At 41.4% G+C, this 12,825-nt stretch carries 12 protein-coding genes and 1 tRNA gene; 7 read left to right on the forward strand and 6 right to left on the reverse strand.

Translation table 11 applies throughout. From position 1 onward, the window contains the following. Positions 1-269: 269 nt before the first annotated feature. Complete coding sequence (locus ACAY00_RS14765) at positions 270-1,400, reverse strand: polysaccharide export protein (protein ID WP_371375401.1); 1,131 nt, start codon at positions 1,398-1,400, stop codon at positions 270-272. A gap of 164 nt (positions 1,401-1,564) precedes the next feature. Next, a complete protein-coding gene (locus tag ACAY00_RS14770; protein WP_371375405.1) occupies positions 1,565-1,996 on the reverse strand; it encodes a protein tyrosine phosphatase in 432 nt (143 codons plus the stop codon). A gap of 834 nt (positions 1,997-2,830) precedes the next feature. Between ACAY00_RS14770 and ACAY00_RS14775 the strand changes: the two genes are divergently transcribed. Beyond that, entirely contained in the window at positions 2,831-2,998 is a 168-nt protein-coding gene (locus ACAY00_RS14775) for a DUF3012 domain-containing protein (RefSeq protein ID WP_371375408.1), read from the forward strand. 40 nt (positions 2,999-3,038) lie between these two features. On the opposite strand, the gene ACAY00_RS14780 is transcribed toward ACAY00_RS14775, so the two are convergent. After that, entirely contained in the window at positions 3,039-4,853 is a 1,815-nt protein-coding gene (locus ACAY00_RS14780) for a SulP family inorganic anion transporter (protein ID WP_371375411.1), read from the reverse strand. A 163-nt stretch (positions 4,854-5,016) separates the two neighbouring features. On the opposite strand from ACAY00_RS14780, the gene ACAY00_RS14785 reads away from it, so the two are divergent. From ACAY00_RS14785 to ACAY00_RS14810, 6 genes are all read left to right on the forward strand, one after another. Beyond that, positions 5,017-5,490: a GyrI-like domain-containing protein gene (locus tag ACAY00_RS14785; protein ID WP_371375414.1), complete on the forward strand. Its 474-nt coding sequence runs from the start codon at positions 5,017-5,019 to the stop codon at positions 5,488-5,490. Between the two features lie 97 nt (positions 5,491-5,587). After that, positions 5,588-5,965 carry a PH domain-containing protein gene (locus ACAY00_RS14790; RefSeq protein WP_371375417.1) on the forward strand — a complete coding sequence of 126 codons (378 nt, stop codon included), beginning with the start codon at positions 5,588-5,590 and terminating at the stop codon, positions 5,963-5,965. Positions 5,966-6,004: 39 nt separating this feature from the next. Beyond that, positions 6,005-6,475 carry an LEA type 2 family protein gene (locus tag ACAY00_RS14795; RefSeq protein WP_371375420.1) on the forward strand — a complete coding sequence of 157 codons (471 nt, stop codon included), beginning with the start codon at positions 6,005-6,007 and terminating at the stop codon, positions 6,473-6,475. A 114-nt stretch (positions 6,476-6,589) separates the two neighbouring features. Next, positions 6,590-7,789, forward strand: a complete 1,200-nt coding sequence (chrA, locus tag ACAY00_RS14800) for a chromate efflux transporter (RefSeq protein ID WP_371375423.1) — start codon at positions 6,590-6,592, stop codon at positions 7,787-7,789. Positions 7,790-8,028: 239 nt separating this feature from the next. Further along, positions 8,029-9,921 (forward strand): acetate--CoA ligase, encoded by a 1,893-nt coding sequence (gene acs, locus ACAY00_RS14805; protein WP_371375426.1) that lies wholly within the window; start codon positions 8,029-8,031, stop codon positions 9,919-9,921. Positions 9,922-10,371: 450 nt separating this feature from the next. Continuing rightward, positions 10,372-10,447, forward strand: a tRNA-Arg gene (locus ACAY00_RS14810). Between the two features lie 93 nt (positions 10,448-10,540). Here ACAY00_RS14810 and ACAY00_RS14815 read toward each other — a convergent pair. From ACAY00_RS14815 to ACAY00_RS14825, 3 genes are all read right to left on the reverse strand, one after another. Beyond that, positions 10,541-10,891 carry a DUF3147 family protein gene (locus ACAY00_RS14815; RefSeq protein ID WP_371375429.1) on the reverse strand — a complete coding sequence of 117 codons (351 nt, stop codon included), beginning with the start codon at positions 10,889-10,891 and terminating at the stop codon, positions 10,541-10,543. Positions 10,892-10,974: 83 nt separating this feature from the next. Then, on the reverse strand, positions 10,975-12,339 hold the full coding sequence (gene glmU, locus ACAY00_RS14820) for a bifunctional UDP-N-acetylglucosamine diphosphorylase/glucosamine-1-phosphate N-acetyltransferase GlmU (protein ID WP_371375433.1): 1,365 nt from the start codon (positions 12,337-12,339) through the stop codon (positions 10,975-10,977). Positions 12,340-12,434: 95 nt separating this feature from the next. Continuing rightward, positions 12,435-12,821, reverse strand: a complete 387-nt coding sequence (locus ACAY00_RS14825) for a VOC family protein (protein WP_371375436.1) — start codon at positions 12,819-12,821, stop codon at positions 12,435-12,437. Positions 12,822-12,825: the final 4 nt, after the last annotated feature.

Genomic DNA, 12,825 nt, shown 5'->3' on the forward strand with positions numbered 1-12,825 from the left:
GCAAGGCTGCAAGGCTGCAAGGCTGCAAGGCTGCAAGGCTGCAAGGCTGCAAGGCTGCAAGGCTGCAAGGCTGCAAGGCTGCAAGGCTGCAAGGCTGCAAGGCTGCAAGGCTGCAAGGCTGCAAGGCTGCAAACGGCATTGTTAGTTTGCTTGATTTATTTGCAACCTGGTTTTTTATTTAAACTTCGTTGAGATACTGAACCAAGTCCAGCATGACGGTTTAAATTAACGCTGTACAAGTTCAGCACGAAGTTTTTTTAATTAAGTGCTTAGTTAGTAAAGTCGTCTTTAGCTCTGGCCATTTGGCCTAGGCTGGTGAACGTTGGAAGTAGCTGTGCAATCACACGGTTCCAACGAGCAACAGGGGCTGATGTTACATACACCACGTCCATTGGTTGTAGCTCGAATCTCGTGGTTAGCAATAACATCGCGCTGTTGCTTAAATCAATTTGATACACGTCTACTAACTTATTCGGTTCTTGGCTTGCTCTAAGCACAAAAATACCACTGGCATCGGCTGTTGTCTCACTCATGCCACCAGTATTGTTTAAGGCTTCGGCAAGAGTTAAACCGGCACGGTCAATGCGCTGGGTTTCAGGCTTATTCACATCGCCCATAACAAACACTTTTAACGCATCGTTTCTTGGCACATGAATAATGTCGTTGTGTTTAATGAGGCGGTTTTGGCTCATATCGCCTTTTTGATAAAGCGCATATAAGTCTAATTGTTCTTCAACGCTGTTACCGTTATCGTCGATACTTGTTAGTACCACTGAACGCCAGTCAGCCGTTTGCCCTAAACCACCAGACGCGTTTAGGGCATCTAGTAAGGTCATAGGCACATTGGTAATAGGCAGAACAGACGGTTGTTTTACTTCGCCAGTAACAAAGGTACGTTTTGAACGATAAGCGGCAACAGACACATCTATTTGCGGTTTTTCAATGTATTTGCTTAAGCGCTTGGCAATTAAGTCTCGCACTTCTTGTACGCTTTTATTGGCAACCTCAATTTTACCGACATATGGGTAGAAAATACTGCCATCAGCGTGCACTACGTTACCAGACTCACCGGCTGAACGAAATTGACCGGCTGGAATGGTAAGCTCTGGGTGATCCCAAACGGTAATATTAAGTACATCGCCTTTACCAATGATGTAGTTGTAGGCATCGATTTGAGTGTTTAATGAAGGGTTGGCTTGCGCGCTAGGCTCTGCTGTTCGAAGCTGTTCGATAAGGTCTGGGGTTACAAACTTAGCATTAATTTGAGCGGTTAAATTGGCGTCGGTGTCAACAAACGTGTGTTCAACGTCGTCTATGTGCCCACCAGGAACAAGGGTACAGGCCGAAAGCCCGACCATAAGCAAAGATACTGTTAAGGTTTTTAATTTTATCTGTTTCATAGTAATTAGCGCATAAGGGGTAGGTTATTTACCACCCTGTCCATACTGTATTTATGTGATTATTATTTTTAGTTTCGGGATTATTCTTGCTTGGGCTATTAAATGCAACTTAATGCACGCCTTTATTGTTTCTTATTTGTTTATTTGGCGTTTTTAAACCAATGCTAGCCTAACTTCTTCGCCCATAATTTGGCGTTATGTTCAATTTGTTTAAACACATGTTCAAACACTTCTTGGCTTTTACGATAAGGGTCCGACACTTCTTCGTCGTTATTCCACTTACCTAAGAGCATTACTTTACCCGACATCGACGGGTACAGTTTCATAATTGCCTGTTGATGTTTTTTTTCCATCACCAGCACTAAATCCGCATCGGCCAAAATTTGTTCATTAATTTGACGGGCTTTATGATTGTCGCTGTTATAACCATGTTGGTTTAAAAGTGCCGCTGCGCTCTCTTCAATGCCTTTATCGACCAATGCGCCAAGGCCTGCCGAGCTAATGGTTTTGGTTGGTATTTGGGTTTGTAAAATTCGCTCTGCACTAGGGCTTCGACAAATGTTACCAATACATACGGTTAAAATATTATTAAACATAAAAAACCAAGTTACTTTTAAGGTGTTTAGGCACGCTTCCGCCCATTGGTTTGGCTCCAAAAGGCATAACGAGATGAATTTTTTGAAATTGACTAAATCGCAATTGCGATAAGGCATTAACGATTGGCTAATACCGTTCAATCAAGTAGAAGGGATTTAAAGCATGAAGAATAATTTAACAGGGAAGGGTAAAACGCATCCTTGTTTTAAGTTTCAATATTTCATTACTTCTTTATATTGAACACTCATAATTAATTATAAGTGTCGTACTTCCATACTACTGATTGGAGAATACGTTGCTATTTAATAGTCCATTATCAAACACGATTACCATACAGGTCGTTGCTATAAACCAGAACATCATTAATTTGTCATTCTGTTACACAATTACAGCCATTATTTTTTTAGCTTTTTGTAACCGGTTTGTAAAGCAATCACTCTAAAACGTAACACAAAATGATGATACCCAAAGCTCTCTTACTAATCTACCTTTTTTTGATTTATTTCAAAAAGGCGGTTAAAAGTGTAAAAATGAAACACTAAAACATCTGCCAAAGCCAATAGAAATCGAATATCTTTGCTTTTTATCGCTAATAAAAAATGGTGGTTTTGTTTACAGCAAAAACACGTTTTAAACAGTTCATTTTAAAGTATGTTATTCTAACAAAATGTAAAAAACACTGTTTTCAAACTTCGGTTTTTGGCCCTTTTTACAACGTGCTTTTTTGATCTAAGAATGACATGCATGCTGAACAGGTTGATTTCATGTTTAAATGCCTTGTCTGTTTATGTGTTCTAAACTGTACGTGATAAATAAATTATTAGGAGTTAGCAATGAAAAACTTAACACGTGCGGCAGTATCTTTACTTGGGGTGTTTTTTTTAATTGGGTGTGCGCCAGAAGTTGGCTCAAAAGAGTGGTGTGAACAATTAAAAGAAAAACCTAAAGGTGAGTGGACTGCTGAAGAAGCGAAAGACTTTGCTAAACATTGCATATTTTAATATGAGATTTGGCCATTAAATGGCATCTATATTGCCTCTTTTAAATTTCATCAAAGCGTTTAAATGTTTGCGGTTTTTGCTCAGTTCCATCAGCGTCAGATGTACCTTTTTCAACATTACTGTGTTCAATGATGTTGCTGTTATCTTGTTTCTGCTTTTGTTTTGCTATAAATGCGCGCTCAGCAAGCTTTAAAGTAGGGTACATATATAATTTTTGCTTATGCTGTTTATCTTTAAGCCAGCTGTTGGCAAAAAAGCGCTGTACGCTTTGTTTTTTATTGGTAATGTAAAGTTCTATCTGTTGCTTTTTTAACTGCTGTTGCAGCTCTAGTATTTTATGAGCCCCGGTCGCATCAACAATATTGATTGAGCTGGCGTCTATAATCAGCCACTTTATGGGTGGTTTATGTTGCTGTTGGTGTTGCGCCAACTTATTTAATACGTCTTGCTTAAAGTAATCGGCATTAAAAAATAATAGATTGGCCTCAAAGCGGTAACATAAAATACCGGGCGTTTGTTTGGCATCCGGAAAGTCTTCAATATTATGATAACTCTTTAAATGACTCACTCGCCCTAATATTGCACTGGAAGGTTTTGAATCTACCGCCAACAACCAACACAGTGACAGCGCTATAGCCAATACCACCCCAGGTAATACCCCTAAGGTTAGTACCCCTAACGTGGTTAAAACCGACAAAACAAACTCGGTTTTATTCATTTGGTACAACTCTTTTAAGGTGCGAAAATCAAACAAGCTCATCGCGGCAACTAATATTACGGCGGCCAACGCACTCAGTGGAATTAACGCTAATGGCTCGGTTAAAAACAAAACCAACAGCATGCTAACCCCTGCAATAACCCCAACCATTTGGGTTTTACCATGCATTTCATGGTTGATAGCGGTTCTTGAGTCGGCCCCCGTAACGGGAAAACCTTGAGCAATACCAGAGGCCAAGTTACTTACCCCATAAGCGATAAGCTCTTGATTGGCATTTACCTCATAACCATTTCGCTGAGCAAAGCTTTTGGCGGTTAATATACCCGAGGTAAAACTGATTAACGCTAACGCCAGCGCATCCACTAAAAGCACTTTAAATTCAGCAACGTTCACATGTATAAACAAATTAAATTCTGGTATACCGCTTGGTACCTGCCCTAAGGTTGCCACATTTAACTCTTGCAAATTTAATTGCTTAACCAAGGCCATACTAAAAATAATGGTCATTAATGCACTGGGTAATTTAGGAAACAAATATTTAATCGCGTATAACAGGGCGATTAAACTGAGCGCCAACCAAAAGGTTGGGGCATGGGTCTGCGCCAACTTACCTACCAGCAAGCTTAGCTCCGACAACACCCCGGTACTTTCTATGTGAATACCAAGCAGTTTTTTTATTTGACCAAGGGCAATCACTAATGCGATTCCATTTAAAAAGCCGGTTAAAATGGGCAGAGATAAAAAGTTAGCAATAAAGCCCAGTTTAAATACCCCTGCAATAATATAAATACCTGCAGTAAGTAGGGTCAGCAATAACATTAACGCTTGGTACTTAGCGCCATCGCCAGCCGCTAAGTGGCCCAAACTTGCTGCCACAATAATGCACGTCGCCGCATCGGGCCCAACCATAAGTTGTTTCGAAGAACCAAATAACGCATAAGCAAATAACGGAAAGGTGGCAGAGTAAATACCATATACCGCCGGCACCCCAGCCAAATCGGCATAAGCAATACCAACTGGCAAGGCAACCGCTGCCACAGACAAGCCCGAACGAATGTCCGCTTTTAAAAAACGCGCTTGGTAGTGCACCAGAGTATTAATCCCTGGCATATATTGGCAAAGCCATCGCCACATCATTCTCTCGCTGATCACCTTAAGGGTTACCAAGTTTGAAAGGTTATTTAAGTATTAATGCCTATGGCATTTATGCAATGTTAATAAAAACCGAGTATTTGCCTTGGTTTTTATTTAAGCTCAACCTAATATTAATTTAATGGATTGAAATTATTAAGGAAATTAGATGCAGGGAAGCCTAGACATTAAAATAATCGAGTTTGAAGAAAAGTACCTTGGGATAATGGAACACAAAGGCCCGATGTATTTACTAAAACACAGTTTGCAGCGCTTCTTAACCTGGCGAAATCGCAAACTTTTGCCGCCAAACAAATTTAAAACCTACCATTTACTCTACAGCGACCCATTATGTTTAATATCACAACACCATATAGGTATTGGCTGTGATATTTTAGAACCTGTTGGCCCTAATAGCTTTGGTATCACCGAACGAATAATTCCCAATATGCAGTGCGCGCAGGTGTTATGTACAGGGTCAAAAGAGCAATTAACTAATATCATTCATTTTGTCTGTCATCACTGGCTTCCTATACAAAACAGGCAATTAAGTGCCCACCCCATATTTTTTGAACAAATGTTTTTAGAAGTCAATTCTGCCCACCACCAGCAACAACTGAAAGTCTATTTCCCACTAAAATAAATTAAGATAAAGCCAATAGGAAATCAACAAAGTGGCATTAATGACAAATGCCACTTTGTTGATAATACTAAAGACTTAAAAACACAGGGATAAAAAAATGATAGACTTTAACAACTCCTCGGTATTTAAACTTAAACCCATAAATAACAGTGACGCCAAAGAAGGCTTTCTTAAATTGCTTATTAATGGCGAAAACATTGTTGCCACCTTTAAATCGATTCGCGATCAAGTGGTGTTTACCAATAAACGTATTATTGCCGCCAATGTGCAGGGGATCACGGGCTCAAAAGTCGACTACACCTCTATTCCGTACAGTAAGATCCAAACATTCTCAGTAGAGTCATCGGGTTCCTTTGATATGGATTGTGAACTTCAACTTTATATAAGTGCGGTAGGAAAGGTGTCGTTTGAAATTTCTGGTAGTTTTGACATTCTGCCGTTTAATCGTTCACTGGCTGAATTTATTTTGTCTTAAAGCTTGGTTTTTAAGGCACTAAAACGAAAAAGGTATTGTATGCGTAATTTTTGCTTATTTGGTTGTTTGCTATGGTGTCTATCTGGCTGTGCCAACATCATAGATTTAGAAGAGCCTAAAGTTAATTTAGTCGGTATTAAGTCGGTGAAAAGCAACAGTGCATCTCCTCGGTTTATGCTCAATTTAATGGTCGCCAACCCCAACAATCGCGATTTAGAAATAAACGGCGTTACTTTCGACTTTAAAGTTGGAAGCCGCACCTTACTATCTGGCGTAGCCAATAATATTCCCACCCTTACTGCGTACGCCGAAACGCCGGTTAATGTGGAAGCCAGTATGAATTTTATGGACATGCTCATGCTACTTGCGCAATTTGCTGATGCGCCGCAAGATGATCTCTCTTACACCCTAAGAACGCGCATCGACCCAAAAGGTTTTATGACCTTTGACATTGAACACAAAGGTGCACTAAACGACGACTTAAAAAGAGTCTTAAAATCTAAGCGTTAAACGTTTTAATGACGGTTTTTACGATATGCCCTTTGTCATGAACAACCATTGCAGATTTTTTGATTCTTAAACATCTTTGTCTATAAAACGGTATACATGTAAATAAGGAGCACAATGAGGTTAACCAATGCCCTTGAAGTTTTTTGGCGATTTTTATTATTGGGCTGCATCAGTTTTGGTGGGCCTGCGGCTCATATCGGTTACTTTCAAAAAGCATTTGTTGAACGCTTAGGCTGGGTGAGTCAAAGTGATTACGCCCAATTAATTGCCCTAAGCCAGTTTTTGCCAGGGCCTGGTTCGTCGCAAGTTGGCTTTGCCATAGGTTATCAACGGGCTGGCTTAATGGGTGGTATTGGCGCCTTTTTAGGCTTTACCTTACCTTCTTTTGTCCTATTATATTGTTTAGCAGTCCTGTCGCTTGCCCACATTGACAATTCGTTGTATCAAGGCGTTATTACTGGGTTAAAACTGCTTGCGGTCATTGTGGTGACCGATGCCGTATTAACCATGTTTTCAAGCTTTTGCCAACAGGCTCACACTCGCTTTATTTGTGTGTTATCGGCTGTTGCTGTTTTAGTATTCCCAAGTTTAATCACCCAAGTAGTGGTGTTATTCAGCGCCGGCGTGATGGCTATGTTTATTGCAAAACTAACGATCAATAAAACTACCGCCCCAGCAAATAGCACCCCAAGTAACACAGCATTTTCAAAGACCCAAACATTAAAAACGCTCCCCTTGTTATTGTTTATAGCTTTGTTTGTAGGCCTACCTTTTTTATCTGATGATGCTTCTTGGTGGGCATTATTTACCGACTTTTATCAGTCAGGCAGTTTAGTGTTTGGTGGCGGCCATGTGGTATTACCCTTGTTGCAAGAGACCGTGGGGCAAAGTATCGACACCGAACGATTCTTAACAGGGTATGCCCTGGCGCAAGCTGTTCCCGGACCAATGTTTTCTTTGGCGGCATTTTTAGGCGCAGAGCAAATTCCAGAACACGCTTTATTGGCGGCATTATTAGCCACCTTGGCGATTTTTTTGCCCGGTTTTTTATTGTTGCTGTCATTTCAAAACGTATGGCAATCTTTTGCTAACAAACCAAATGCCAAGCATTTTATTCAGGGGATAAACGCCAGTGTCGTTGGTTTTATTGTCGCTGTGCTATACCAACCCGTTTTTGTCAGTGCTGTAACATCCGCATTTGCGATGGCGGTGGTATTAATGGGGATCTTTTTACTGCGCCAATTAAAGTGGCACATAGGCTATCTTGTCTTGCTATTTCTAGCTTTAGGGGCTGGGCTTAGCTTAATACCTTAAGCGTTTGCAATTAACCCAAAGCCTACGCTTTTTATTTTTTACACTATGAATCAGTTACTTGGTAATAGTGTTTATAACCTTAGCGGTTAAGTTTTTTTCTCCGCTTGTCGGTTTTTTGTTGGCCACTTCACCTTGTTAATTCTTTGTTAACCAACTCTTGCTTAATAACTCACCTATGCATTAGTCTTAATAATCACAACAGGAATAAAAATACTAACGATATAAAAATGGAGCATGCAATGAGCCAAGATAAACCTGATGTTTTTTACCCTAGCGAAGACGTCATAGCGCAAGCCAATGTACAAGAATACGACGCCTTATATAAACACTCTATTGAAAACCGTGAACAATTTTGGGCAGAACAAGCGAAAACTCTCGATTGGTTTAAACCTTGGGACAGTGTACTTGATGACAGCAAGGCACCGTTTTATCGTTGGTTTGAGGGTGGCCAAATTAATATCGTACAAAATGCCATCGATCGCCACTTAACCAACGCGACGCGTAATAAAATGGCCATTATTTGGGAAGGTGAAAACGGCGAAAAGCGCAACTACTCTTACAACGGTCTTAATAGAGAAGTGTGCCAATTTGCTAATGTGTTGAAAAGTATGGGGGTCGCTAAAGGCGATGTCGTGACCATTTACATGCCACAAATTCCAGAGTTGGTATTTGCCATGTTAGCCTGCGCCAAAATTGGTGCGGTGCATTCGGTGGTTTATGGCGGGTTTTCAACCGAAGCACTTGCATCTCGAATTGATGATGCCAACAGTCGGGTGCTTCTTACTGCAGATGGTGGCTGGCGCCGAGGTAAAGCCATTGATTTAAAAGCCATTGCCGATGCCGCAATGAAGCGATCGCCTTCCATCGAAGTGTGTATTTGTGTCAAAAATAACGACATTCCTGTTGAAATGGAGCCGACCCGAGATTTTTGGCTACATGATTTAAAAGCACTGCCTATAGCCTCGTCACATTGTGAAACCGAACACACAGACGCCGAAGATCCGTTGTTTATTTTATACACCTCAGGCACCACAGGTTCGCCAAAGGGCATGTTGCATACACATGGGGGGTATGCTGTATATACCTCAACAACCCATCGCATGGCCTTTGACATTAAACCCGAAGACAGATGGTGGTGCGCCGCCGATCCGGGTTGGATCACCGGCCACAGCTACATTGTATACGGGCCATTAATTAATGGCGCCACCATTATGCTATATGATGGCGCGCCAAATTACCCTTTCCCTAACCGATGGTGGCAAATCATTGAAAACTACGGCATCAATATTTTATATACCTCGCCGACTGCGATTCGAGGCTTAATGCGATTTGGTGATCGGTGGCCAAAAAAGCACGACTTATCAAGCTTGCGCTTATTAGGCAGTGTGGGTGAGCCCATTAATCCAGAGGCTTGGCGTTGGTATCATCATGTGATTGGTAATGATAAATGCCCAGTTATAGATACTTGGTGGCAAACCGAAACCGGCGGTTTTATGATTTGCCCATTGCCTATAACACCTTTAAAACCTGGTTCGGCAACTAAGCCGTTCTTTGGTAATGAAATGGACATTGTTGACGATGATGGCAACTCAGTTGCGGCCAACGAAGAGGGTAAACTTATTATTAAAAACCCATGGCCTGGCATGGCACGTACCATTTTTAAAGATGATGAACGTTATAAAGACTTATATTGGCGACACGTTGACGGAAATTGGCGTTATATCGCCGGTGATAGCGCCAAAAAAGACGACGATGGCTATTACTGGGTGATAGGGCGAATGGATGAGGTCTTAAAAGTAAGTGGTTATCGACTAGGTACTGCTGAAATAGAAAGCGCTTTAGTTTCACACCCAGCGGTTATTGAGGCCGCCGCTATTGGCTTGCCACACGACTTAAAAGGCAACGCCATTTATACCTATGTATTGCTTAAACAAGGTTTGATTGGCGACAAGCATCTGGTTGAAGAATTAAAAGCCCACGTCGGCAATGAAATGGGCAAAATAGCCACCCCTGAGCGGGTTGAGTTTGTGGATAGCTTACCAAAAACACGCTCTGGTAAAATCATGCGTCGGGTCCTTAAAGCGCGCGCCCTTGGTCAAGATGAAGGTGATTTAAGTACCTTGGAGGAATAGGCTGTAAGGCTGTAAGGCTGTAAGGCTGTAAGGCTGTAAGGCTGTAAGGCTGTAAGGCTGTAAGGCTGTAAGGCTGTAAGGCTGTAAGGCTGTAAGGCTGTAAGGCTGTAAGGCTGTAAGGCTGTAAGGCTGTAAGGACAGCATGTGATGGCGAGGAGGTTTTGTAAATACTCAACGTCATCCCTTCATGCTTTTCGACTGCATGGATGCAGGAGGTAGAGCGAAGCAGGATGCCAGAGCCGAAAATGGGATCTCGTACTGTTTTAAGTGTCTTAAAATGCCTTTACTTGAGATCCTCTCCTGCGCGAGGATGACGAGGGGCACGTCATCCCATCATGCTTTCGACTGCAAGGATGCAGGAGGTAGAGCGAAGCAGGATGCTAGAGAATATAGATAGATCAGAATCGGTTTACAAATAATTCCAATTTGATATATTTTTCATAGCCTTGTGTCCCCATCGATTAATTGGATAAATCATGGGCCTCCTAAGCCTAAGCTCCAGGTTCGACTCCTGGTGGGGACGCCAGCCTGACGAATGTTGCATAAAGATCAATCTAATTTAATGTTAAGCATATGATCTTTATGTGGTTTATTTCATATTTTGGATGTTCGGACATATTTAAAGTAAGTTAATACCAAATAACTTAACTAATGCGGCAAAAGTAAAAAAGCAGACTATAGATAATATAGCGCTTAGCCCTAGGGTCGCCCAAAAACTAAAACGCTCAAGCAGCCAAGGAAAGGCTAAAAACATAGGAAGAGTAGGTACCACATACCAAAAGGTATAGTAAGCATGATTAGCCAGCTTTTCACTGCTCTGACCGTCAATATACATCCATATTAACGCCAAAATCGTCACCAGTGGTAAAGCGACAATTAGTGCACCAAATTTATCGCTGCGTTTTGCAACCTCCGACACTAAGACCACAATACCCGCGGTAATAAGGTATTTGGTAATGATCCAGTTCATTAGCGTTCCTTTTGTTGATAGCAATAAAAAAATAAGATTGATATAAAAAGCCACTGTAAAATCGTTTTACAGTGGCTTATTGCTTACTTTTGTTTTTTAACTGGGCGTTGCCAACCAGATATGTTTCGTTGTTTAGCTCTTGCCACAGCAAGGGTGTCATCTTCAACATCTTTGGTGATAACAGAACCTGCCGCGGTGGTGGCCATCTTACCTATGGTTACAGGCGCGACAATAGATGCGTTAGAGCCAATAAAAGCCCCATCACCAATAATGGTTTTTGATTTGTTCACCCCATCGTAATTACAGGTAATGGTACCGGCACCAATATTAACCTTTTTGCCAATATGGGCATCGCCTAAATAGGTTAAGTGACCGGCTTTTGCACCTTCATCCATGGTAGTGTTTTTCATTTCAACGAAATTACCAATATGAGAGTTGGCTTTCATTTCACTGTTTGGACGAATACGGGCAAATGGTCCTGCCGAGCAGTGCTCACCAATAATGGCATTTTCAACAATCGAGTTGGGTTTTATTACAGCCCCTCGTTTAATATGCGAGTTGATAATAATGCAGTTAGCGCCAATTTGAACGTCGTCTTCAAGCGTTACCTTGCCTTCAAAAATACAGTTCACATCAATTTGTACTTCACTGCCAACCTCAACCTGACCACGGATATCAATGCGATTTGGATCACGTAAGCTGGCGCCATTAAGCATCAACTCTTCGGCCTTACGAAGCTGATAAGCACGTTCAAGGTTCGCCAATTGCACCCGATTATTCGCGCCTTCAACTTCTATTTCGGTTTCTGGGTGCGCGGTTGCTATGGTTTTGCCTTCACTGTGAGCCATCGCTATAACATCGGTTAAGTAATATTCACCTTGCGCGTTGTCATTAGATAAGTTGCTTAACCAACGTTTTAAATCACCACCATTGGCCAGCAAAATGCCAGTATTACACTCATTTATAAGTCGTTGCTCGTTTGAGGCATCTTTTTGCTCAACAATACCCACAACTTCTGCATTTTCACGCACTATACGGCCATAACCGGTAGGGTTTGATAAGTGTACGCTTAATAACGCCATACCATTGTCAGGTTTTGCCGCGATTAGCTTTTTAAGTGTTGAGACTTTGGTTAGTGGCACATCGCCATAAAGCACTAAAACATCTTCGTCATCTTTTAAGTATGGGCTTGCCATATCAACCGCATGACCTGTACCAAGTTGCTCTTTTTGCTCAACAAAGGTTAAATCATCACCTTGAATTTGGGCTTTTAATACGTCACCGCCAAAACCATAAACCAAATAGATATTTTGTGCATTTACCGAGCGGGCACTGTCAATAACATGCCCAACCATCGATTGGTCAGCCACTTGGTGTAACACTTTAGGAAGGTTAGAGCGCATACGGGTACCTTTGCCCGCAGCAAGAATGACAACTGAAAGAGACATAGCATTTCCATTTATTATTAATTGCGCTTATTTTAGCCTTGTTGAAATCTATTTTCTAATCATTCCAACGAAAGTATTAAAAAATTTTTAGGGTATTAGTTTTCATATAACTCAAGAGGTAAGCCATCGGGGTCTTGAAAAAAGGTAAAGCGTTTACCAGTATATTCATCGACTCGAATAGGCTCTGACTCAACCCCTTTTGATGCGAGATATTGGGCATAGTCTTCAACAGATTCAACAACAAAAGCAAGGTGACGAAGGCCACGAGCTTCTGGTCGACTGACCCTTATAGGTGGGTTAGGAAAGGAAAATAACTCAATTTGACCACCGGTTGGCATTTGTAAATCAAGTTTATACGACTGCCTTTGTTCGCGGTAGTGTTCTGCTATCACCTTGAGGTTTAAAACCTCAGTGTAAAACGCTTTTGATTTTTTATAATTCGAACAAATTATTGCGACATGATGAAAACCACTAAGCTCCATTACC

Source organism: Thalassotalea sp. 273M-4 (genome assembly GCF_041410465.1).
Lineage (GTDB): Bacteria > Pseudomonadota > Gammaproteobacteria > Enterobacterales > Alteromonadaceae > Thalassotalea_A > Thalassotalea_A aquiviva.